Genomic DNA, 23,171 nt, shown 5'->3' with positions numbered 1-23,171 from the left:
AGACGTGACACAGTGCCGCGCCTAGTCTTAAACCTGATTAGTCCGCCGGTATTGCCCCCATGAACGCCAAGCGCCCGGTCTGCCCGGTGCCTGCCGTGGAAACGTCCGCGCCCGCCGCCAGCCAGAACTACCAGTATTGCAACCTCGACCACAGCGAATCCACCACCACGGCACTCGCTGAGGAAGTGGCGCTGGCCATCGCCTACAACGGCATCAGCCAGGCTGTGATGCTGGTCACCCCGACCGACCTTGAAGACTTTATTGTCGGCTTCAGCCTCGGCAGCGGAATCATCAGCGACGCCTCCGACATCTATGACCTGCAACTGAGCGGTGCAGGGTCAGCGCAATACGCCCAAGTGCAAATCGCCAGCCGCGCGTTCTGGAACCTCAAGCAGCAACGCCGCCAACTGGCCGGCACCAGCGGTTGCGGGCTCTGCGGCGTCGAAGCGGTCGAACAGGCATTGCCTGACCTCAAGGTGTTGCCCGGCGCGCCACTGCCACCGGCCGAATGGCTGGAAGGCCTGCGCCAGCGCATCAGCGAGTTCCAGCCGCTGGGCCAGCATTGCGGCGCCGTGCATGCGGCGGTGTTCATGAATAATCGGGGCGAGTTGCTGCTGGGCCGTGAAGACATCGGCCGGCACAACGCCCTCGACAAGCTGATCGGTGCCCTGATCCGCCAGAACATTCCGACCGCAGGCGGCCTGGCCATTGTCACCAGCCGTTGCAGCCTGGAGCTGATCCAGAAAGTTCTGCGCGCAGGCATCCAGACCCTTGTCAGCCTGTCGTCGCCCACCGGCCTGGCCCTGCAATGGGCCCGCCGGCACAACCTCAATCTCATCCACCTGCCGCAGAAAAGTGCGCCGCGGGTCTATAGCCCTGCGATGGAGAATCAAGCGTGAGCACTCATCATCAAGCCGACCAGACACCCACACCGCGCTACAAACCCTACAAGGGCCCGGCCGGTGGCTGGGGCGCACTGATCAGCGTCGCCCAGGCGTGGCTGACCAGCGACAACGCGCTGAAAAACATCCGCATGATGCTCAAGACCAACCAGAACGGCGGTTTCGACTGCCCGGGCTGCGCCTGGGGCGACTCGCCGGAAAGCGGCATGGTCAAGTTCTGCGAGAACGGCGCCAAAGCGGTCAACTGGGAAGCCACCAAACGCCGTGTCGATGCCGCGTTCTTCGCCAAGCACAGCGTTACCTCGCTGCTGGAGCAGAGCGACTACTGGCTTGAATATCAGGGCCGTCTCACCGAGCCCATGAGCTACAACGCCGAGACCGACCGCTACACCCCCATCAGTTGGGAAGCGGCCTTCGCGTTGATCGGCAAACACCTGCTGAACCTGTCGAGCCCCGATCAAGCCGAGTTCTACACCTCGGGCCGGGCCAGTAACGAAGCCGCGTACCTGTATCAACTGTTCGTGCGCGCCTACGGCACCAACAACTTCCCCGATTGCTCGAACATGTGCCACGAGGCCAGCGGTGTAGCCCTGGCGCAAAGTGTCGGCGTCGGCAAAGGCACCGTGACCTTCGACGACTTCGAACACGCGGACGCGATTTTTGTCTGGGGCCAGAACCCCGGCACCAACCACCCGCGGATGCTTGAACCGCTGCGTGAAGCGGTCAAACGCGGCGCCCAGGTGGTGTGTGTCAACCCGCTCAAGGAGCGCGGCCTGGAACGTTTCCAGCACCCGCAACACCCGCTCGAAATGCTCACCAACGGTGACCGTCCGACCAACACCGCCTACTTCCGCCCAGCCTTGGGCGGCGACATGGCGCTGCTACGCGGCATGGCCAAGTTCCTGCTGCAATGGGAGCGCGAGGCGCAACAAACCGGCGCGCCGTCGGTGTTCGACCACGACTTCCTCAACGAACACACCGCCAGCGTGCTCGACTACCTGGGCAGCATCGACGACACCCCGTGGGAGCAGATCGTCGAACAGTCCGGGCTGACGCTTGAAGAAATTGAACAAGCGGCGCGCATGTACGCCAAGGGCAAGAATGTGATCATGTGCTGGGCGATGGGCATCACCCAGCACCGGCACTCGGTGCCGACCATCCAGGAAATCGCCAACCTGATGCTGCTGCGCGGCAACATCGGCCGACCGGGCGCTGGCCTGTGCCCGGTGCGTGGCCACAGTAACGTGCAGGGCGACCGGACCATGGGCATCAACGAACGCCCACCGGTGTTCTTCCTCGATGCGCTGGAGCGTCGCTTCCAGTTCAAGGTCCCCCGTGAGAACGGTCACAACGTGGTCGAAGCCATTCACGCGATGGCTGAAGGCCGCTCCAAAGTCTTCATCGGGCTGGGCGGCAACTTCGCCCAGGCCACGCCCGACAGCCCACGGACCTTCCAGGCCCTGAGCAACTGCGACCTCACCGTGCAGATCAGCACCAAACTCAACCGCAGCCATCTGGCCCACGGTAAAGAAGCGCTGATCCTGCCGTGCCTGGGCCGCACCGACATCGACCTGCAAACCGAAGGCGCGCAAGCGGTGACCGTGGAAGACTCCTTCAGCATGGTCCACGCCTCCAACGGCCAACTGCAACCGCTGTCGAAACACATGCGCTCCGAGCCCTGGATCGTCGCCGGCATCGCCGCCGCCACCCTGGGCGCCAAGCCTGTCGACTGGAACTGGGTGGTGGCCGATTACAGCCGCATCCGCGAGCTGATTGCCGACACCATTCCAGGCTTCAAGGACTTCAACCAGAAGATCGAGAACCCGGGTGGTTTCTACCTGGGCAACAGCGCAGGCGCGCGGCGCTGGAACACCCCGTCCGGTCGGGCCAACTTCCGCCCGAACATCCTGCCGGCCGACCTGGTCCATGAGCGCACCCGCGCCACCGGGCAATTGCCGGACCTGATCATGCAGTCGATGCGCTCGCACGATCAGTACAACACCACCATTTACGGCCTCGATGACCGCTATCGCGGGGTAAAAGGCCAGCGTGACGTGTTGTTCGTCAATGAAGCGGACATTATTCGACTGGGCTTCAAGCCCGGACAAAAAGCCGACATCGTGTCGATCTGGGACGATGGCCGCGAACGTCGGGTCAAGGGCTTCACCCTGCTGGCCTTCGACATCCCGGCCGGGCAAGCCGCCGCGTACTACCCGGAAGTGAACCCGCTGGTGCCATTGGAAAGCACCGGTGACGGCAGCCACACGCCGACCTCCAAGTTCGTGGCGATCCGCCTGGAAGCCGCGAGCGAAACCGGGTTGATCATGGCCAAGTCGGCCTGACACGGCGCCTGGTCTGGCCTCTTCGCGAGCAAGCCCGCTCCCACAGTAGATCTATAGCGAACCCACATTTTGTGTGCGCCCAAGATCTACTGTGTGCGGGCTTGCTTGCGAAAGCGGTGGGGCACCCAACAGGATTTCCGCCCCCCCCGCACTTTTCAATCGCCCACAAAAAAGGCCGCTTTTGCATAAAAGCGGCCTGTTACCAGTAGCTAAAGACCGGCGAAAAATCATTAAGTTCCACCTAAAAAACAATAACTTAGTGAATTGTGTACACGTCGTGTTACTCGTCGGATTTCGATTGTAACCGACACGACACAGCCTCAGGATCGCGTCGTCATCCCTTTGAGGCTCATCTATGAAGTTCTCCTCGATTCTCTTGTTGTCCCTTGGCCTGGTCAGTGGCTTCGCTTCTGCCGGAGGCACCACCGAAGCAGGTGTGGGCGGCGCATTGGGCGGGGTTCTAGGCTCGGTGGTGGGTCAGTCGCTGGGCGGCAACACCGGCTCGACCATCGGCGCGGCACTGGGCGGCGCAGGCGGCAGTGCGGTCGGCGCCGACAAACGCAGCCGTGGCGAAGCCGCCATCGGTGGTGCACTCGGTGCAGCGGGCGGTAACGTGGTCGGGCGCAGCGTTGGCGGCCGTAACGGCAGCCTGATCGGCGCAGCCGCCGGCGGTGGCGCGGGTGGCGCACTCGGCAACTACATGGGTAACAAGAGCGACGATGAAGATCGGCGCTACAGCAACCGTGGACGTGATGATCGCCGCTACTACCGCGATGACCACCGTGGTCGCGGCCATGCCTACGGGCACCGCAAACACCACTACTATCGTGATCGCGACTAAGCGTTCAGTAACGTCACGAAAAGATACCCAAAGAAAATCGCAGCCCTCAAGCTGCGATTTTTTTTCACACCACCAACCGTTCCAACGCCTCGCGCAACCCGGTCGGAATGACTACCGGCTGATTCGACGTCCGGTCAACGAACACATGCACAAAACGCCCCGCCGCGCAGGCGTCTGCTTCCCCAGACTTGAACACGGCCAGCTCATACTGCACTGAGCTGTTGCCCAGCTTGCCCACCCGCAACCCGATCTCGATGCGCTCGGGGAAGGCAATCGACGCAAAATAGTCGCACGCCGAACTCACCACGAAACCCACCACGTCACCGTCGTGAATATCCAGGCCACCGACTTCGATCAGGTAAGTGTTTACCGCCGTGTCGAAGAAGCTGTAATAGGTCACGTTGTTCACGTGACCGTAGACATCGTTGTCGTGCCAGCGAGTGGTGATGGGCTGGAAATGCACGTAATCGGCGCGTTGCGGCATGCGGTCGGTCATGGGAGGTTCCTGTGTGAGGGTGACGCGAGTCTACCGGTCCGCAAAACCTTTACCCACCGCCGCCAGCTCGCTGATAAGCCGGGCTGGCTGCCAGTGATCGCCCTGTTTGGTCTCCAACTGCACCAAACGCTCATGGATCGCCGCCAACCCTTGCTGATCCGCCCAGGCCATCGGCCCGCCCTTGTCGGCCGGGAAGCCGTAGCCATGGAGGTAGACCAGATCAATGTCATGAGCCGACTCGGCGATGCCTTCCTGCAGGATCTTCGCGCCCTCATTGACCAACGCCAGCACACAGCGCTCAAGAATCTCTTCAGGGCCAACGTCCCGGCGCTGATAGCCGAGCTGCCCGCTCACCCGCAACACCAACGCGTCCACCTCGACGTCGTGCTCGGCCTGTCGGCTACCCGGTTCGTAATGGTAGTAACCCTTACCACTCTTCTGGCCAAAACGGCCAAGCTCACACAAACGATTGTCGATTTGCACCTCTGGCGCATCCTGCCCGGTGCCCGCCAATTCCCTGGCACGCCATTCCAGGTCGATGCCAACCACGTCGTACATGCGAAACGGTCCCATGGCGAACCCGAAACCTTGCAGTGCTGCATCGACCTGTTGTGGATAAGCGCCTTCAAGCAACATCTTGCGGGCCTCCAGCACGTAGGGATGCAGCATCCGGTTACCGATGAACCCATGGCAATTGCCCGACACCACGCTGACCTTGCTCATACGCTGGCCCAGTTCCAGTGCAGCCTTGAGCACTGCCGGTGCCGTTTGGGCGCCGCGAATGATTTCCAGCAGCCGCATGATGTGCGCCGGGCTGAAGAAGTGCAGGCCCAGCACCTGTTTCGGTCGATGCGTGGCAGCAGCGATGGCGTCGATGTCCAGGGCCGAGGTGTTACTGGCCAGAATCGCCTCTGGCTTGATCACGCCGTCCAGCTCGCGGAAGATTTTCTGTTTGAGTTCAAGGTTTTCGTAAACCGCCTCGATCACCAGGTCGACCTCGCGGATGGCGCGGTAATCCGCCGCGATCGTCACTCGGGCAATGCGTGCGTCGGCCTGCGCCTGATCAATCCGCCCCTGGCGCACGTTGTGTGCATAGGTGTCGGCGACGGCGATCAGGGCTTGTTCGAGCATCTGCGCATTGTTGTCGACCCACTGCACGGGCACCCCGGCGTTGGCCAGGCACATCACGATGCCCCGGCCCATGGTCCCCGCGCCAATCACGGCGGCACGCTGAATGTCGAACGGTGTCTGGCTCATTGTTTGCTCTCTTGTTGGCGATCCAAAGACAGGGTTCACCATAGTCAGCCACCGCACATTTTTGAAATTTATTACCGTGATGAGTGCCATTCAGCGGATGGATTGATAAACATCGTCGCACAGGGGGTCTCTCAGCCGTTCCGAGAAGCATGAATGTGGGTTTCAACGGGGGGTTAGGCTATGATCGGCGCAGCCGTAAATACCTGCGAGCGAACCCATGTGAACCGGCCTTTTCATTCAAAACTTCGCTTGGCAGAACACGAAAATTAAAGCAAAGACCTGCACATTGACTTCAATGCAGAATCTTCCAGGCTTGGAGACGTGACTTGAGCATCGGAAAAATCCCGTTCAATCGGCCTTACATGACAGGTCAAGAGTTTTTCTACATCGAACAAGCGAAACTCGGAAATGCACTCGCCGGAGATGGTCCGTTCACCAAGCATTGCCACCGATGGCTTGAAGAAAAAACAGGTTCGGTAAAAGCGCTCCTTACTCACTCATGTACCGCTGCACTTGAAATGGCGGCGTTACTGCTGGATATCCAGCCTGGTGACGAAGTCATCATGCCGTCTTATACCTTTGTCTCCACGGCTAACGCGTTTGTGTTACGCGGTGCAGTCCCCGTATTCGTAGATGTCCGGGAAGACACACTGAACCTTGACGAACGGCTGGTTGAATCTGCCATTACCCACAGAACCAGAGCCATTGTTCCTGTCCATTACGCCGGGGTGGCATGTGAAATGGACACCCTTCTGGAAATTGCTCGCCGTCATAACCTGAAAGTCGTAGAAGATGCCGCCCAAGGGGTGATGGCAAGTTATAAAGGCCGGGCATTGGGGAGCATTGGCGATATAGGTGCCTTCAGCTTTCATGAAACCAAAAATGTGATTTCCGGTGAGGGTGGGGCGTTATTGGTCAACGATGCATCTCTGGCCTTGCGTGCTGAAATCATCCGGGAAAAAGGAACTGATCGCAGCCGGTTTTTCCGAGGGGAAGTCGATAAATACACCTGGCAGGAAGTAGGCTCTTCTTTCTTGCCTGGCGAACTGATTGCCGCATTTCTTTGGGCACAGTTGCAGGAAGCACAAACTATTACGTCACGGCGCCTCGCAAGTTGGCAGTATTATCATGAACTGCTTGCCCCCCTCGAAAGCGAGGGTGTCTTACGTCGACCAATAGTTCCAGAAGAATGCCAACACAACGCGCACATGTATTATGTCTTGTTAAACCCGGATATAGATCGTCATGCGGTATTAAGCACCTTAAAGAAAAATGCCATTGACGCAGTGTTCCATTATGTACCGTTACACTCCTCACCCGCAGGACAACGTTATGGACGGACACATGGAACACTGAAGGTCACCCACCAACAGTCTGAACAACTAATCAGGCTGCCCTTATGGGTAGGGTTGACCGAGTCGCAACAGGACAGGGTTGTAGACTGCCTGGTGGAGTCGATAAACCAAGCTGCGAAATCAGCGCCCCTTTAGCCCTGTTATCGGGGCGATTTTAAGATCGCGACCGCCTGACAACGGTCCGCCTCAAAGTCAACATGAAGGGAGATACCCATGCATGTTGGAAAAACCCTTTTTACCTTGGGGATCGAAGCAGTAGCTCTAGTATAAAAACAAGCAAACCCAATGCAACGATACTGTTTTTCGACACACAAGGCCGTCAACATGAATTCCGCAATAACAAGAAAGCTACCACTGATCGTAATCAGCTTGTTTCTTTGTCTTTTAGTCAGTGGCGTCTTCGTTCCCATTTACTCTGATGAAGTTGTCTCCAAGTGGAGCGTCTCCAGATTTTTCCTGGAAGGTCATAATCTGGTTTCGTTTTATCCACAGTGCACAACGATGTCTGACCGTGCAGTCTCTCTGGTTTTCTACCCTGCAGCATTATTAATATCGACAGTCTACGCAAATCTTTCACCGCTCGGAATCAGGGTGAGTGGGATAGTGTTAGCACTGATATGGTTCGCCTTACTTGCATTCTGGTGTCTTAAGCAAACAAGCGATAAAGCTACTGCGATTCAAAGGCTGGCGGGGCTTGTTGGGCTTTCTGCATTAGGTATCATGCCGTACTTATGGATACTCTCGCGCTCAGAGCAATTCCTGACGTTACCTCTTTTGATTTTCTGTGTCACAGCACTCTACTTTAAAGAGGTGAAATCAGCAGGACTCCAGTGTGCAGGGCTGCTGCTGTTTATAGTCACGTTATCGTGTTTTTTCTATGTGCATCCCAAAAGCCTGTTTTTCCTGCCGTTCATACTGGCTGCCCTGTGGTTCACAACTGCCTCGTATCACAAACTGGTTAGACTTGCGCTGCTTTCATACGCCGTCATTCTGTTTGCTCAAGTGCTCCACGAATCAAACGCAATTGCCGCGTGCACAGATGCACCCGCGATACAGTCAATACTGGCCGCTAACACACTTTTGCCAAAAATGCTTTTCTCTGCACCGACCGAGTTCATTGACGCAGCCTATCAAAATCTCATCAATTTCCCAGAACGTTTATTACGACACCTTACTTTTAATGCAACCTCGCAATCGGGCTGGCTCCCTCCTGTAGAAGAAAGCACGGGCTTTACATCATTAATCAACCTTTTGATAAAATACGGCTTCTATGTCCTCATCGTTGGTGTACACCTTGCCAGCCTCCTGGCTTTCACTATTCAAATAGTAAAAAGGAAATTTTCAGTCCCCATTATTATGGCGGCTCTATTGGCGGCTGCCGACATCTTGAACGCTGCATTCTTTAACGTTCAAAACTTTTACTCCGGCGTTCAATTCGTTCCACTTTCAATCCTCCTGACTGCTTTACTACTTCAGAACATTGACACGTCTAAATCCTACAGACGCTGGGCCATCGGCTATTCGGTTATATCCATAGTTTCCATCACATCAATGACAGTGTTTTTGCTTTCAGTCACCCCAGCCACAATAAAAAATTCATCGTCCAAAACGGCAACTCTGCCTGGACAGCCCTTATCCATTCCGGTTTTTGATACGCCATCACACCTGAAGTCTATCAAGGAACTGGGTGCTTCCTGCGGATTGACACCTGGAAACGCCGGAAACATGGTGCTTGACCACATGACATACTTTGCTTTTCTCAAAGAGAAAAAGCCCATACATGTACTGTACGTCTCTGAAATTGGCTACGGCGGCGACCTGACACACGGTCGCTTGCTGCCATTTTTAAGAAACCTCGAGAGCCCTGGAATTATTACGCGCTGCGAATGGATACCCAATGAGTTTCGCAAGGCTCAAAAAAGTAATGACATGGGTTATTGCTGTGTAAATTTCAATGACTTATAGACTGTGCATTTTATTCATTTAAGAGGCGCCTGAACGAAATGAAGAAAATTGCTATCGTGCAATCCAACTACATACCCTGGAAAGGGTATTTCGACATGATTGCCGCCGTCGATGAATTTATTCTCTACGATGACATGCAATACACTCGGCGTGACTGGCGCAACCGTAACCAGATCAAAACACCGCAAGGTCTGCAATGGCTGACCGTGCCCGTCAAGGTCAAGGGTAAGTACCATCAGACGATTTTCGAAACTGAAATCGAAGGTTCGGACTGGGCCGCCGTGCACTGGAAGTCATTACAGCAAAATTACCGCCGCACGCCTTGTTTCGAAGAAGTCTCGGCATGGCTTGAACCGCTCTATCTTGGGTCTTACACACGATTATCCGAACTGAACCGGGCCTTTCTTGAGCGTATCTGCAAGTACCTCGGGATCATCACGGTCATCAGCAACTCCTCGGATTACACCTTAAGCGACGGAAAGACCGAACGTCTGGCTGATCTGTGTGTGCAAGCAGGCGCCACCGAGTACATTTCAGGCCCGGCGGCCCGTGACTATGTCGAGGCCGATGTGTTTTCCGACCGAGGCGTTGAGCTAAGCTGGTTCGACTACTCAAGCTACCCTGAATACCCGCAACTCTGGGGCGATTTCTCCCACAACGTCAGCATTCTTGACCTGCTGTTCAACTGCGGAAAAGAAACACCTCACTACATGAAATTCATACGCCCATGAAACTTTCAATTGTTGCGACGCTTTATCAATCAGCGATTCACCTCGCCGAGTTTCATCGACGGGCCAGCGCAGCCGCTCAAGAATGGGTGGGGGATGATTACGAAATCGTCCTGGTAAACGACGGATCGCCCGATAACAGCCTCGAGATCGCGGTGCAATTAACCGAGCATGACAATCATGTTCTGGTCGTCGACCTGTCCCGAAATTTCGGCCATCACAAGGCAATGATGACTGGCCTGTCCCACGCCACCGGCGAACATGTTTTTCTGATCGACAGCGATCTGGAAGAAGAACCTGAATGGCTGGCCGTCTTTGCACAGCAGATGGAAAAAGACGGAAGTGATGTGGTCTATGGCGTACAGGAGCGCCGCAAGGGGAAATTCCTCGAACGAATCAGCGGGCGCTGGTTCTATGGTCTGTTCAAGTTGCTCACGGGCATGAACCTCCCCGAGAACATCGTGACCGCACGCTTGATGACCCGGCGCTATGTGGATGCGTTGCTGTGCCATAAGGAGCGTGAAGTATTCATGGCAGGCCTGTGGTACATCACCGGATTCACGCAAAATCCAATCACAATCAAGAAGCACAGTACCAGCGAAACGACCTATACCCTGCGCAGGAAAATGTCATTGCTGGTCAATTCCGTGACTTCATTCAGCAATGCACCGTTGATTGGCATTTTTTACATTGGCCTGATGATTTCACTCTTGTCGTGCGTTTACATTTCTTACCTGCTGATCATTAAGCTGACTCTCGCCACACCGGTGGACGGGTGGACCTCGGTCATGGCGTCCATCTGGCTTCTGGGTGGAATGATCATTTCCTTCATCGGTGTGGTGGGTATCTACTTGTCGAAGATATTCTCCGAGACCAAACAGCGCCCCTACACCATCGTGAGGCAAGTTCATGGAAAGCGATAAAACCGAACTGTTGTCCGAGGTGGCAGAGTACTACTCCTCAAAGCTGGCGCAGCACGGCGAGACCCCTCAAGGGGTCGACTGGAATGGCAAAGACGGGCAGTACCTGCGATTTGCCCAACTCGACACCATCATCAGCAGCCAAACGCCCTTTTCGGTCAACGACATCGGCTGTGGTTACGGTGCGTTCTACGACTTCTTGCAGGCACGGCACAGCACGTTTTCCTATGACGGAATCGATGTATCCGAGGACATGATCACCGCGGCAAAGTTACGCTACAAAGATGTAGCCCACGTGCAGTTTCATGTCGGTAGCGAGCCGCTACAACTCGCTGACTACGGCGTCGCCAGCGGCATTTTCAATGTTCGACTGGGGAGAACCGACGCAGAGTGGCTGACCTATATCGAAGGCGTCCTGGATACGCTGGACAAGACCAGCCGCCTCGGATTCGCGTTCAACTGCCTGACGTCTTACTCTGATGCCGACAAGATGCGTGATTATCTTTACTACGCGGACCCCTGCATGCTGTTCGATCTTTGCAAACGTCGCTACTCGCGCAATGTAGCGCTGCTTCATGACTATGACCTCTACGAGTTCACTGTCCTGGTGAGAAAACAGCCATGAAAAAACCTCTGGTTATTTTCGGTGCCGGCGATATTGCACAGCTCGCCCATTACTACTTCACGTCGGACTCAGACTACCAAGTCGTCGCATTTTCTGTTGATGCTGCTTATTTGACTGAAACCGTTTTTTGCGGACTTCCTGTGTTCGCCTTCGAGGAGCTGGCCACACACTACCCGCCCGATAACTGCGAGTTGTTTGTTGCACTCAGTTATTCGAAGCTCAATGCGGTACGCAAAGACAAATACCTTGCCGGCAAGGCCTTGGGATACCGGTTTGCAAACTTCATCAGTTCTCACGCCACGGTCCTCAATGATGGATTAATCGGAGAGAACTGCTTCATTCTCGAAGACAACACCCTTCAGCCATTTGTCACCCTTGGCAACAACGTGACGCTTTGGAGCGGCAACCACATTGGCCACCACTCCACCATCAAGGACCACGTTTTCATTGCCTCCCATGTGGTGGTTTCTGGAGGCGTGGAAATTGGCGAACAGTGTTTCATTGGGGTCAATGCAACACTGCGTGATCACATTAAAGTAGGTGAACGATGCGTCATCGGTGCTGGTGCGCTGCTGCTGTCCGATGCTGAGCCTGAAGGTCTGTACATTGGTCCTGCAACCGAACGCTCCAAAGTACCCAGCACCCGACTGAGGAAAATATGACTGCTCATTGGGAGAAACTGGGGCTGCTTTACTGCCCTTCCAGTGCTGGTCGGCACCCCAAGCTTGTGACTCACGTCGCCAACCCCTTGCCGATTCTGCTTGAGGACGATATTTATCGGGTCTACTACAGCGGCAGGGACAGCGAGAGCCGTTCATCTGTCGGGGCGGTCGATATTAATATCGTTACTCGCCAGGTTATCCATGAGCACCACGAACCCATGTTCGAACATGGTGCCGAAGGCAGCTTTTTTGCAGATGGCGTGAGCATCGGCAATTGCTATGACGTCGATGGCGTACGTTACATGCTCTTCATGGGCTGGCAAAACCCTGCAGGTGGCCACTGGCGTGGTGATATAGGTCGACTGATCGTCAATCCCGACCTGACCCTGAAACTGGAGAGTCATGTACCTTTCATGGGAGCTGACAGCACAGACCCCATCAGCCTTTCTTATCCATGGGTAATGCAGAGTCCCAGTGGCGGCTACGACATGTGGTACGGGACAACCGCAAACTGGGATGCCGGTAATGGAGAAATGCTGCACACGTTGAACTACGCATTTTCACGTGACGGACATCAGTGGGCTCGACAAGGATTGGCTGTGCCCTACGTCATAGGAAAGGCACAAGCCTTCTCAAGACCAACGGTCATAGGCTCCCTGGAAACCGGTTTTGAAATGTGGTTCTCCTATCGCAGCGGTTCGGGCGAGACCTACAGAATCGGATATGCGCGTAGTACCGATGGTCAGTCCTGGCAGCTTGCTCTGGACGCTTGCGGCATTGATGTATCAGAGAACGGCTGGGACTCGGAGATGATCGAGTATCCCTATGTGTTTGTTCACAAAGACCAGCGCTATATGCTGTACAACGGCAACGGTTATGGCAGATCCGGATTTGGTTTGGCGGCGTGGACCCATGCGTAAACTACTGTCAAAACTGCCTGATAGAGCATCATTCATGGAGCTCATGCGCTATGGCATTATCGGCCTTCTCACCAACTCAATCGGTTACTCGATTTATCTCCTGATTACGTATGCTGGCGGAACTCCGAAAATAACAATGAGCCTGCTCTATGCCGCCGGTTCAACTATCGGATTTTTTGGTAACCGTAAGTGGACCTTCTCCCACGACGGAGATTTACTGAGTGCCGGGGCGCGCTATGTCTTCGCCCACAGCCTCGGTTACCTATTGAATTTATCCATTCTCATCGTGATGGTGGACCATCTTGCTTACCCGCATCAGTGGGTTCAAGCCCTGTCGATATTCGCGGTTGCCGGTTTTCTTTTCCTGATGTTCAAGTTCTTCGTATTTCCAAAATCGTCAATGACTCAGGGAGGCGAAGCATAGGCATGCGCCACGCTCTTCAGCTCAGCAGAGACACTTCAGCCCATTCACGCACTTCGGCATACGGATAATCTTCCAGCGCCGCAAACCCAGGAATCCCTCGCGCCTTGAGCTTGGTAAACAGCGGCACGCTGATGCCGCACAAAAACCGCGTCAGCCGTTCGGCTCCCGGCAACTGGCCGTTATGGGCTTGATGCCTGTGGATAAAATCGCCGCACAGCGCCTGGAAGCTCTTATCCACAAGCGGCGCCAACACCGGCGGCTCTGGTAGCCTTGCCACCTGCCCATGGCACACCGAGCAGTGCCCGCACTGCTGCGGAGCGTTCTCGTCGCCAAAGTACTGCGCCAGCCGGTAACCCAGGCAGTGTTCGGTGGCGAACAGGTCAAGCATTGCGTGGATCCGCGCGATCTCGGTGGTTTCGTGCAGCTTGAAATAGCTGTGTAACTCACCACTCAGGCGCCGAGCGTCGAAGTCCGTCACCAGCAGGCTGTACACCTCGGTCATCTGCTTGCTTTCAAGCTCTACCCAGCCCTTCTCCTGGAAGTAATCCAGCGCTTTGACCACGCGATTTCGCTCGGCCTGATGCTGCTGATACAGCACATCGAAATCCACCGTGGCCCAGGTTCGTGCACGGCTGGAGGTCTGGATGATTGCAGCCACAAAGTCCCGTCGCTCGCCTTCGAATCGTGCCAGCAAGGCGTCGGGCTCCACCAGGAACTTGAAGCGATACTCCGCAAAATACGCATAGCGCGGGGCGATCAGGCCGCGCAGTTCCAACTGCACCAGCAAGGTCTTGAGCGGCAACTGGCGAATGTTGCTCTGATCGGCCAGCGGCCCGAGCAAAAACTCCCACTGCCCGTCCGGCTCGGCCGCTTGCAACTCATCCAGCACACAGCGGATGCCATCCAGCTCCGGCGTGTCACCGTAAACGAAGTTTTCCAGTACATTGAGGCTGTCGCGGTTAGCCAGCACCAGGCAGTCGGACGGCTGCCCGTCACGCCCGGCGCGGCCGATTTCCTGACTGTAGTTTTCGATGGATTTGGGCAAATCGAAATGCACCACGTTGCGGATATCGCTCTTGTCGATGCCCATGCCGAACGCGATGGTGGCCACAATGCAATTGGACTGCCCACCCATGAACCGGCGCTGAATCGCCTCGCGCTGCTCGTGCGGTAACCCGGCGTGGTAGGCCTCGGCCTGAAGACCGTTCTGGCTCAGGTGCCGGGCAATTTGCTCGGCGGTTTTCTGCAAGGTCACGTAGACGATGCTCGGTTGCCCGGCGCGCTGGCCCAGCCATTCCACGAGACGTCGACGCTTGTCCTGACCGCGTACTGGTTCAACCAGTAAATTCAGGTTGGGCCGGTAGAAACCGGTGGTCACCACATCGTCCGGCGCAATGGCGAACTTCGCCTGCATGTCGGCGATCACCTTCGGCGTAGCGGTGGCGGTCAGCAGCAATGCCTGCGGGATGTTGAACTGACGCTGGTAGTCCGGCAGCTTCAGGTAGTCGGGGCGAAAGTTGTGGCCCCATTCGGAAATGCAGTGCGCCTCATCCACCACCAGCAGCGAGATCGGTACTTGCTGCAAGAAATTGCGAAAGCGCTCGTTCTTCAGGCGCTCGACGGAAATCATCAGGATCTTCAGCTCGCCGGAACGGGCGCGCGCCATGACCGTGTTGGCGTCATCGCGGCTCTGGGCCGAGTCGATACTCGCCGCAGCGATCCCGTGGCGCTGCAAAAAACTCAACTGATCCTGCATTAACGCCAGCAGTGGCGAGACCACCACGGTCAGGTGTGGCAAGAGCAGCGCCGGTAGCTGATAACACAAGGACTTGCCGGACCCGGTGGGAAAGATCGCCGCCGCCGAGCGCCCGGCCAGCACCGCACTGACCGCCGCCTCCTGGCCGGGACGGAACTGTGGATAACCAAAGACCTGTTCGAGGGTGTTGTGCATAAGCTGTCACTCCGTTGACCGCCGTCATGCCAAAAGCCTGGTCGGCATAAGCAGCGAGTCGAGAATAAGGTCATGGGTAAAACGCTACCGATTGATACAAGCAGAACAACTAAATGACTCACGAAAAAATGAATCAGTCGTTAAGGTCCTGCTTTCACGTACAGCGCCTCGGCGCCTGACTGGAAACCGACTCTGGCGTCTGCAAAGTACTCGTCATGGCAGGAAGCCTGATGCACGCAGACGCCACATATAAAGGAATATGACATGCAAGCAACTCGTCTCCTCCCCTGCTTTTCGCAACTGTGGCGCCCCCCTCTGATGACCTTGCCGTTGCTGTTGGCCGGATGCCTCACCATCCCCGAGCAACCCGTCGTAGACCCCGCAACACATCTCTATGAAACGCCAGAGTATCAGGCACAAAAGGGACTTGCCGTCGTCAAGGCGTCTGCGCTCTACGCCCGTGGCGGCAGCGGTCAAGGGGTTAGCGTCGCATTGATCGATTCAGGGCTGAACGTCGACCTGACCGAGTTTAAAGGCCGTATCAGTGATCCAGGGTATGACTACGTAGAGAACCGCCCCGGCACGTTCGATAGAGTCGGCCATGGTACACAGATGGCCGGTATCCTGGCTGCCAACAAGGATGATCAAGGCATGCACGGCGTTGCATTCAATGCCCAACTGATCCCGCTACGTTTTGGCGATGACAATGAACCGTTCTTTTTCGACAGTGAAATTTCACAGTCCTGGAAGTACTCGTTCGACAAAGGAGCGCGGATCTTCAATAACTCTTGGGCCAATGACATTCCTGCAACCGAGATCACCGAACAACGTTACAACCAGATCATGTCTGACTCCCTCGCAACGGCACGCAAACTGGTCGAAAAAGGAGCCGTTTTCGTTTTCCCCACCGGTAACGAACTCAAACGCGAGCCCCTCGCCGAGCCCGGATTACCACTGGCTATTGCGGAGCTGGAGAAGGGCTGGATTGCCGTCGTCGCTCTGAAACAGGACGGCACCGCTATAAACGCCAAATCCAACTACTGTGGCGCGGCAAGGCGCTGGTGCATCGCGGTGCCAGGAGGGGATTCCGCTGCCGGATCCGGCCTACTGACCACCAACAAGGCCGGGGGATACAGTCAAACGGCAGGAACTTCTCCCGCCGTAGCCATGGTCAGCGGAGCACTGGCGGCACTGCAAAGCCGCTACCCACAGATGGATGCGCAACAACTGCGCCAGCGTTTGCTGGAGAGCGCAAACCGAACCGGCATCTACGCCAACAGCGAGGCTTACGGCCAAGGCCTGATGGACCTTGAGGCGGCTTCACGCGAGGCACCGTAGCTCATGACCGGGTCTGTAGCGCCTCATTGACGGATCACGCTCACAGCTCTGCGCGGCAATCCACCCACTTCACACCGTTGTTCTGGTTAGCCGCGATCAACGCCGGTACGACTTTGGGCGCCTTGTCGTGGACATCGTGGAACAGAATGATCCCGCGGCGCCACAACAGCATCAGCGTCTGTACACGCTGGGTCGCGGCACTGGCGCTGACCTGCTTGCTCCAGTCCTGAGAGTCGATGCCCCAGAGCATCACCTTCAAACCCTGGGCCTTGAAGAACTGCGCGCTGTCACTGGCACGCTGCCCATAGGGTGGACGGAACAACGGCTGATAGTCGTCCGGCACGGTGCCGCGCACCAAGGTCACCGAGCGGCTGACAGACGATTGCCATTCGCTCCAGGCGCTGTGGGACTTGTGTTGCCAGCCATGCAGGGCGACGCACTGGCCGCTGTACAAGGCCTGCATTTGGGCCGGTGAAGATTTACGTAACCGTGCCTGAAATGGTTCGCCCAACACAAAGAAAGTGCCGTGCAGGTCGTGGGCACGCAGCACGTTGGCTATCGCGTCGGTATGGCCGCCCGCTGCGCTCGGGCCATCATCGAAACTCAACAGGAACTGCCGGTCGACCAGCTCATCGCCTGTCAGCTCGGCATCATCGAAACGCTCGATTTCACTGCTGATTTTCGGGAACAACGCCGCCAGGCGCAGTTGTTCATTCAAGTACTGCTCGTGAAACACCTGGCTGGCCTTTGCCCACGGCGCATACGCGGGGCTGGTGTCGCCGGTGAAACCCGCCGCCAGTTGCCGCAAGTCCCCCAGGCCCCGAACCTGTGGACAGAACATCTCCTTCTCACAGTCCTGACTGGCGCTGCGGTAGTTGCTTAACAGGCGATCCCAGAATCGTTCGCGCACCTGCGCCACCGATTTCAAATCGACCTCCTTGACCCCCAACCGCTGCTTCAACATGGTTTCGTCCAGTGTTTCACTGGCCAGCAGAGCTTTGCCAAACATCAGGATTTCGGCCCGCGACGCCGTGTCAAAACCCTTCGTGGTCGCCAGCGAAGCCGGCCACTCACTGCGATCAATCGTTGCGAACACCGTCGGCCCTGCCGCCTTCGCGGTGCTCGTCATCAGACCAGCCAGCAGTAACGGTGCAACAAAACGAACCCACATATCGGTCTCCAAAAATGAACAACGCGCCAAAAGCAGCGCGTTGCGGGATCAGCTCAACGCCTGCCAATCAGCGGTTTTTCACCCGCTCGATTGCCTTGTCGTACACCGCGTTGGCTTTTTGCTCCTTGGCCAACTGGTAGTGGCGCAGTGCGTCGGCAAACTGGCCCGCGTCTTCGTAGATACGGCCAATGTTGTAGTAGGTGCTGGCGCGCAACGTGTCCGCCGAACGACCACTGGCCAATGCGATGGCCTTGCGACTGGCCCAGAGTGATTCAGCGATTTTGTCGTTTTTCTGATACGCCAGACCGAGGTTGCTGTAGGCCTGGGCGTAGGTGTCATCCAGCCTGACGGCTTCCAGGAACAAATCGACGGCCTGGTAGTACTTGCCGTCGCGGTAGGCCACTTCGCCTCTTCGATTCAGTTCTTTCGCATCGTTTTGCGGGACGGCGCTCCTCACCACCATGGACGTCGCCATCTTGTCATCGAGCAGTGAGGTCATGTCGTTCAGCACATCGGCCGCATCGTGATAAACGCCGCTCAGGCCATTGATGTCCTGCAGATCACCTTTGCCGGTGATGCGGAAGACTGTCCACAGGTTGCCCTTGACGTTCTGCGGCACGTAATAGGTACGTACCAGCGTCTGGCCCATGTACACAAAGACCTTGGCCTGGCTGTTGGAAAGCTGGCGCGAGTCCAGGTTGCTGCTATTGATGTAGTCATGCACCGCGTAGACGTAGGTCTCGCCGAAGTGCTTTTTACTCAGGGAAATGGTTTCCGGGCCATAGCTGTCGGTGTCGTCGACATCCAGCTGCGCATCAGTTCCCCACTTGTTCTCGAAGTAAACATGGTTGCCAGGGAAGAACAGGTGGGCATCGAGGTCTTCCGGGAGCGAACCCCAGCTGAGCACCACACGCAGGCTGTCGAGGTCCTGCATCACCGGGCTGAGGGCATAGGTCATGCTCTTGCACGGGCACTTGACCACCAGGTCGGAGTAGCCGGCTTTCTTGATGATCAGCAAATTGCTCGCGTCATCGGCGAAATCGGTGTCCAGGGTGACCCGACCCTGAGCATCGGTGCGACCCGTTACGTTCTGCGCACCGTTGCGTTGCAACAGGACTTCGGCGTCAGCGATCTTCTGGTCCTTGACCACCGCGCTCAGCACCTCGATCGGCAACTGCTGCGCCTGCACCGAAAACACTGCGGCCCACAGCGACAACACAGCAGCCAGACGAAGCAATCGCATACCCAATTCCCTTTAAGTGCCAACACCGGACATCACGAAATGTCCTACAGATTCTCGCGCGCACCATACAGAGGTTTTCCCGCGTGCGCCTTAGATTCACGCAAGAAATCGGCCTCCTACAGGAACCCCTGAACACTTCTCGGGGTGAGCGCAGGTAGAGCAGGGAAAGCCTTACAGTGCTCGGTTTTACTGACGATTGGTATCGACCGGGTGGCAAAAACCAAACTGTCGCGTCCTGTCGATTGGGCTACACTTGAGCCCTGCATCGAGAGGTAAACGTGATGAGCGAACTGACGTTCCAGCAAAAACAGGAGCATTACGACAAAATCCGTCGTTCGAACTGTTTGGCCAGCCTGCGTCTTGAAGGTTTTCACACCAGTCCGGCGGACGTAGAAAAACCACTCCCCAGCCGGGAAGCCATCCTCAAGAAATACCGTCAGAATCCGCAGTAATGTCGGACAAGTACGGGGTTGGCCAAGACCCCTATTGCTATCCAGGCACGGAAGTTCTGCGCAACCGCCTCAATATTCATGACGAAGCGCTACTCAGTGAAGCCGAGCGAGAGCTGTACGAACTGGCAGCGGCCAGTAGTATCACGCTGGCTCCCCCTCCTTACGACCTGCCATTTCTGCAACATATCCATCACGTCCTTTTTTCGGACATCTACGAGTGGGCTGGCCAACTCAGAACGGTGAACATAAGAAAAGGTGACACATTCTTTTGTACCACCGAGCGCATCCTCGTAGAGGCCCGGAAAATCTTCGCCTCCCTGGAAAAACGCTCCTGGTTCATGGATACGACCAAAACCGAGCTGGTTGTCAGGGTTGCCGAAGCTTATGGCGATCTCAATGTCATCCATCCTTTTCGTGAAGGCAACGGCCGGGCTCAACGCGTTCTGTTCGAACAAATCATTGTGAATGCGGGTTTTTCAGTCGACTGGTGGCTGGTCAATGACGAAGCATGGGTGCCTGCCAACATCGATGCGGTGGCATGCGACTATCGGGGCCTGGAAGCCATTTTCGAGCGCTGTATCAGCTAGCCGCTGCAATCCCCGATATTTATAACCTTCATCGCCTCACGGACTGCCCGCCATGAACCTCGCCCCCCACTTCCCCGACGACCACGCCATGCACCTGCTCATGCTGTTATTGCACGAAGAGCTCGGCCTGCCGGAACGCAAGACCCTGCGCCTCGACACCGCAGTCAATTTCGACCTCGGCGCTGACGGTGCAGACGCGCGGCACCTGATGGAAGCGCTGGAAGAACAGTTCGGCATCGACCTCGTCGACTACGACGCCTATCGCTACTTCCAGCCTGAAGGCTACGATGTTGCCCTCAAGCGCAGGGCCAAGGGACGTGGCGACAAACTCCCGCTGACTATTGGCATGCTCTACCAGGCCATCAAGGCTCAATGCTGGGACACAGAGGCGCTCGAAAGCCTGTAGCGTTCGCGGCACACAATAATAAGGACATTGCGTGGACGTACTGATGGGCCTGTTGGCCGCTGCCCTCTGGGGTGGCACGGATTTTCTGGTGGGCCTCAACGCCCGAGCGGTCGGCGTGAAGCGCGCCGTGTACTTTGGCCAGGCGCTGGGCTTCGTGATCATGAGCCTGCTGCTGATCGTCTTCCCGGCCTATCTGCTCAAATCCCTCGCCGCACCACTGGGCGTATGGCTGATGGGTGTGTGCGCCGCCGTGCTCACCGTCTCGGGCGCCCTCGCACTGTCCAAGGCCTTCGCCCTCGGTAAAGCCTCCATCGTCGCTCCACTCGTGACCTCCTACGGCGTGGTCACCACCCTGCTGTCCTGGGCCAGCGGCGAAACTATCAGCCTGATCCAATGGCTATGCATCGCCCTCTGCGTGTTCGGCGTCATCCTCTCCAGCCGCCATACCGACAGCGGCCTGCCCCACACCACCAGCGCCAGTCAATCCATCGTCTACGCCTTGCTGGCTGCCGGGTTTTACGGCACCAGCTTCTGGCTGCAAGGCCAATTCATCTTGCCGGTCCTAGGCCCGATCACCATGCTCTGGCTCGCCTACCTCGTCGGCTTCAGCGTATTGGTGCTGGTCGTTCTCAAGATCAAGGACGGCCTGAAAATCCCTCCGCTGAAAAACTGCATGACCCTCACAGGCGCCAGCCTGATGAACCTGGGCGGCTTCTCGTCGTTCGCCTGGGGCGCGGCGGTGGGCTCGGTGTCCGTGGTGACGGTGATCAGCACGTTGTCGGGCGGGATTGCGGCGATTTTGGGGTACGTCTTTTTCAAGGAGCGGTTGGCGAAGGTGCAGGTGTTGGGGGTTGTTCTGGTGTTGGTGGGGGCGTTTGTGTTGCACCTGAAAACCTGAGGTGAACGCTGAATCGCGCTCACAAAAAAGCCGCCCCTAGAGGCGGCTTTCTCATTACTTCAGATCTTTTACAACTTCGGCCCAGCAGCCTTGATCGCGTCGCTCACGTCGAACTTCTTGAAGTTCTCGATGAACAGACCGGCCAACGCCTTGGCAGCTTCGTCGTAGGCAGCCTTGTCGGCCCAAGTGTTACGTGGGTTCAACAGGCCGGTTTCAACGCCCGGTACGGCCAGTGGCACGTCGAGGTTGATGGTGTCCAGGTGCTCGGTTTGTGCACCGATCAACGCGCCACTCTGGATCGCCGCAATCACGCCACGAGTGGTCGGGATGTTGAAGCGTTTGCCAACGCCGTAGCCGCCACCGGTCCAGCCGGTGTTGACCAGGTAGACCTTGGAGCCGAAGCCGCGGATGCGCTTGATCAGCAGCTCTGCGTATTCGCCAGCCGGGCGCGGGAAGAACGGTGCGCCGAAGCAGGTGGAGAAGGTCGACTTGATGCCGCTGCCCGAACCCATTTCAGTCGAGCCCACCAGTGCGGTGTAGCCGGACAGGAAGTGATAGGCCGCTTGTTCTTCGCTGAGGATCGAGACGGGCGGCAGTACGCCGGTCAGGTCGCAGGTCAGGAAGATCACAGCGTTTGGCTCGCCACCAAGGTTTTTCGGTGCGCGTTTTTCGATCAGCTCACGCGGGTAAGCGGCGCGGCTGTTCTGGGTCAGGCTGTCGTCGGCGTAGTCGGCCTTTTTGTTGGCATCCAGGACGACGTTTTCCAGGACTGCACCGTGCTGGATGGCTTTCCAGATGACAGGCTCGTTCTTCTCGGAGAGGTCGATGCACTTGGCATAGCAACCGCCTTCGATGTTGAACACCACGCCCACGCCCCAGCCGTGTTCGTCGTCACCGATCAGGTAACGGCTTTCGTCGGCCGACAGGGTGGTTTTACCGGTGCCGGACAGACCGAAGAACAACGTGACGTCGCCCTCTTCGCCCATGTTGGCCGCACAGTGCATCGGTAGAACGTCGACAGCTGGCAGCAGGAAGTTCTGAACCGAGAACAGGGCTTTTTTCATTTCGCCGGCGTAACGCATGCCTGCGATCAGCACTTTCTTGGCCGCGAAGTTGATGATCACGGTGCCGTCGGAGTTGGTGCCGTCACGCTCAGGTACGCATTCGAACTCTGGAACGTTGAGGATCTGCCACTCGCCCTTGCCGCCAGCGTTGTACTGGCCAGCTTCAGGGTTGATGAACAGGCAACGGCCGAACAGGTTGTGCCAGGCAGTACCGGTGGTCATTTTAACCGGCAGGTAGTGCGCAGGGTCGGAACCGACGTGCACATGGGAAACAAAACGCTCGCGCTCGCCGATAAAGGCTTCAACGCGGTCCCACAGGGCATCGAACTTGTCGGCCGGGAACTTGCGGTTGATCGGGCCCCAGGCGATAGCGGCCTGGGTGGTCGGCTCTTCAACGATGAAACGGTCGACTGGCGAACGGCCGGTACGGTGACCGGTGCGAACAACCAGCGCGCCGGTATCGGCAAGCTCGCCTTCACCGCGATTCAGGGCTTCTTTGACCAGATCATCAACACTCAGATCGGTGTACACGGCGTTATTGGCTTGCGTCATGAGGTTCCCCGTCGGCCAGTGGCCGAGTGCTCCAAACGTTTTGTAGTAGAAAGTCGTGCACTACTACCGCGA

The 23,171-nt window shown here is 56.9% G+C and carries 22 protein-coding genes; 16 read left to right on the top strand and 6 right to left on the bottom strand.

The annotated features are described in order from the left end of the window. Nucleotides 1–59: 59 nt before the first annotated feature. The 3 genes from fdhD to AC1Z1G_RS01420 all read left to right on the top strand — a co-directional run bounded on the left by fdhD (nucleotide 60) and on the right by AC1Z1G_RS01420 (nucleotide 4,085). Nucleotides 60–899 (top strand): formate dehydrogenase accessory sulfurtransferase FdhD, encoded by an 840-nt coding sequence (gene fdhD / locus AC1Z1G_RS01430; RefSeq protein WP_483624260.1) that lies wholly within the window; start codon nucleotides 60–62, stop codon nucleotides 897–899. After that, complete coding sequence (locus AC1Z1G_RS01425) at nucleotides 896–3,244, top strand: FdhF/YdeP family oxidoreductase (protein ID WP_483624258.1); 2,349 nt, start codon at nucleotides 896–898, stop codon at nucleotides 3,242–3,244. The genes fdhD and AC1Z1G_RS01425 overlap by 4 nt, the downstream gene beginning before the upstream one ends. A gap of 355 nt (nucleotides 3,245–3,599) precedes the next feature. Further along, the gene (locus AC1Z1G_RS01420; protein WP_483624257.1) at nucleotides 3,600–4,085 is read left to right on the top strand and encodes a glycine zipper domain-containing protein; all 486 of its coding nucleotides are present in this window, start codon (nucleotides 3,600–3,602) and stop codon (nucleotides 4,083–4,085) included. A gap of 64 nt (nucleotides 4,086–4,149) precedes the next feature. Here AC1Z1G_RS01420 and AC1Z1G_RS01415 read toward each other — a convergent pair whose 3' ends face one another. After that, nucleotides 4,150–4,581 (bottom strand): acyl-CoA thioesterase, encoded by a 432-nt coding sequence (locus AC1Z1G_RS01415; protein WP_483624256.1) that lies wholly within the window; start codon nucleotides 4,579–4,581, stop codon nucleotides 4,150–4,152. A 30-nt stretch (nucleotides 4,582–4,611) separates the two neighbouring features. After that, on the bottom strand, nucleotides 4,612–5,838 hold the full coding sequence (locus tag AC1Z1G_RS01410; protein WP_483624255.1) for a 3-hydroxyacyl-CoA dehydrogenase: 1,227 nt from the start codon (nucleotides 5,836–5,838) through the stop codon (nucleotides 4,612–4,614). A 326-nt stretch (nucleotides 5,839–6,164) separates the two neighbouring features. Here AC1Z1G_RS01410 and rffA point away from each other — a divergent pair, with 326 nt between their 5' ends. The 8 genes from rffA (at nucleotide 6,165) to AC1Z1G_RS01370 (ending at nucleotide 13,437) form a co-directional block, all read left to right on the top strand. Next, nucleotides 6,165–7,328, top strand: coding sequence for a dTDP-4-amino-4,6-dideoxygalactose transaminase (gene rffA, locus AC1Z1G_RS01405; protein ID WP_483624254.1), 1,164 nt, complete (start codon nucleotides 6,165–6,167; stop codon nucleotides 7,326–7,328). Between the two features lie 366 nt (nucleotides 7,329–7,694). Further along, a complete protein-coding gene (locus AC1Z1G_RS01400; RefSeq protein WP_483624253.1) occupies nucleotides 7,695–9,158 on the top strand; it encodes a hypothetical protein in 1,464 nt (487 codons plus the stop codon). Between the two features lie 38 nt (nucleotides 9,159–9,196). Next, nucleotides 9,197–9,889: a WbqC family protein gene (locus AC1Z1G_RS01395; protein ID WP_483624251.1), complete on the top strand. Its 693-nt coding sequence runs from the start codon at nucleotides 9,197–9,199 to the stop codon at nucleotides 9,887–9,889. Continuing rightward, on the top strand, nucleotides 9,886–10,809 hold the full coding sequence (locus tag AC1Z1G_RS01390) for a glycosyltransferase family 2 protein (protein WP_483624249.1): 924 nt from the start codon (nucleotides 9,886–9,888) through the stop codon (nucleotides 10,807–10,809). The genes AC1Z1G_RS01395 and AC1Z1G_RS01390 overlap by 4 nt, the downstream gene beginning before the upstream one ends. Next, entirely contained in the window at nucleotides 10,796–11,431 is a 636-nt protein-coding gene (locus tag AC1Z1G_RS01385; RefSeq protein ID WP_483624248.1) for a class I SAM-dependent methyltransferase, read from the top strand. The genes AC1Z1G_RS01390 and AC1Z1G_RS01385 overlap by 14 nt, the downstream gene beginning before the upstream one ends. Then, nucleotides 11,428–12,093, top strand: coding sequence for an acetyltransferase (locus AC1Z1G_RS01380; RefSeq protein WP_483624246.1), 666 nt, complete (start codon nucleotides 11,428–11,430; stop codon nucleotides 12,091–12,093). The genes AC1Z1G_RS01385 and AC1Z1G_RS01380 overlap by 4 nt, the downstream gene beginning before the upstream one ends. Then, nucleotides 12,090–13,013: a hypothetical protein gene (locus AC1Z1G_RS01375; RefSeq protein WP_483624245.1), complete on the top strand. Its 924-nt coding sequence runs from the start codon at nucleotides 12,090–12,092 to the stop codon at nucleotides 13,011–13,013. Before AC1Z1G_RS01380 ends, AC1Z1G_RS01375 begins: the two co-directional genes overlap by 4 nt. Further along, entirely contained in the window at nucleotides 13,006–13,437 is a 432-nt protein-coding gene (locus AC1Z1G_RS01370) for a GtrA family protein (protein ID WP_483624244.1), read from the top strand. Before AC1Z1G_RS01375 ends, AC1Z1G_RS01370 begins: the two co-directional genes overlap by 8 nt. A 16-nt stretch (nucleotides 13,438–13,453) precedes the next feature. Here AC1Z1G_RS01370 and AC1Z1G_RS01365 read toward each other — a convergent pair whose 3' ends face one another. Continuing rightward, nucleotides 13,454–15,388: a RecQ family ATP-dependent DNA helicase gene (locus AC1Z1G_RS01365; protein ID WP_483624242.1), complete on the bottom strand. Its 1,935-nt coding sequence runs from the start codon at nucleotides 15,386–15,388 to the stop codon at nucleotides 13,454–13,456. Between the two features lie 264 nt (nucleotides 15,389–15,652). Between AC1Z1G_RS01365 and AC1Z1G_RS01360 the strand changes: the two genes are divergently transcribed. Next, nucleotides 15,653–16,726, top strand: a complete 1,074-nt coding sequence (locus tag AC1Z1G_RS01360; RefSeq protein WP_483624240.1) for a S8 family peptidase — start codon at nucleotides 15,653–15,655, stop codon at nucleotides 16,724–16,726. A 40-nt stretch (nucleotides 16,727–16,766) separates the two neighbouring features. Here AC1Z1G_RS01360 and AC1Z1G_RS01355 read toward each other — a convergent pair whose 3' ends face one another. Together AC1Z1G_RS01355 and AC1Z1G_RS01350 are read right to left on the bottom strand one after the other, a co-directional pair. After that, the gene (locus tag AC1Z1G_RS01355; protein ID WP_483624238.1) at nucleotides 16,767–17,897 is read right to left on the bottom strand and encodes a polysaccharide deacetylase family protein; all 1,131 of its coding nucleotides are present in this window, start codon (nucleotides 17,895–17,897) and stop codon (nucleotides 16,767–16,769) included. A gap of 67 nt (nucleotides 17,898–17,964) precedes the next feature. Further along, nucleotides 17,965–19,140, bottom strand: coding sequence for a tetratricopeptide repeat protein (locus tag AC1Z1G_RS01350; protein ID WP_483624236.1), 1,176 nt, complete (start codon nucleotides 19,138–19,140; stop codon nucleotides 17,965–17,967). A 281-nt stretch (nucleotides 19,141–19,421) separates the two neighbouring features. Here AC1Z1G_RS01350 and AC1Z1G_RS01345 point away from each other — a divergent pair, with 281 nt between their 5' ends. Genes AC1Z1G_RS01345 through AC1Z1G_RS01330 form a run of 4 tightly spaced genes read left to right on the top strand, consistent with a single transcriptional unit; the run spans nucleotide 19,422 to nucleotide 21,483 of the window. Next, nucleotides 19,422–19,592, top strand: a complete 171-nt coding sequence (locus AC1Z1G_RS01345; RefSeq protein WP_347903234.1) for a YhfG family protein — start codon at nucleotides 19,422–19,424, stop codon at nucleotides 19,590–19,592. Next, nucleotides 19,592–20,179 (top strand): putative adenosine monophosphate-protein transferase Fic, encoded by a 588-nt coding sequence (locus AC1Z1G_RS01340; protein WP_483624234.1) that lies wholly within the window; start codon nucleotides 19,592–19,594, stop codon nucleotides 20,177–20,179. The genes AC1Z1G_RS01345 and AC1Z1G_RS01340 overlap by 1 nt, the downstream gene beginning before the upstream one ends. Before the next feature lie 52 nt (nucleotides 20,180–20,231). Continuing rightward, a complete protein-coding gene (locus tag AC1Z1G_RS01335) occupies nucleotides 20,232–20,585 on the top strand; it encodes a DUF1493 family protein (protein WP_483624232.1) in 354 nt (117 codons plus the stop codon). A gap of 43 nt (nucleotides 20,586–20,628) precedes the next feature. Beyond that, entirely contained in the window at nucleotides 20,629–21,483 is an 855-nt protein-coding gene (locus AC1Z1G_RS01330) for an EamA family transporter (RefSeq protein ID WP_483627723.1), read from the top strand. A gap of 68 nt (nucleotides 21,484–21,551) precedes the next feature. Here AC1Z1G_RS01330 and AC1Z1G_RS01325 read toward each other — a convergent pair whose 3' ends face one another. After that, nucleotides 21,552–23,099, bottom strand: a complete 1,548-nt coding sequence (locus AC1Z1G_RS01325; protein ID WP_483624230.1) for a phosphoenolpyruvate carboxykinase — start codon at nucleotides 23,097–23,099, stop codon at nucleotides 21,552–21,554. Between the last annotated feature and the right edge of the window lie 72 nt (nucleotides 23,100–23,171).

It is taken from the genome of Pseudomonas sp. JL27(2026), from assembly GCF_056933555.1.
The sequence above is the reverse complement of the archived record's forward strand: the minus strand, read 5'-3'. Positions and strand labels throughout refer to the sequence as shown.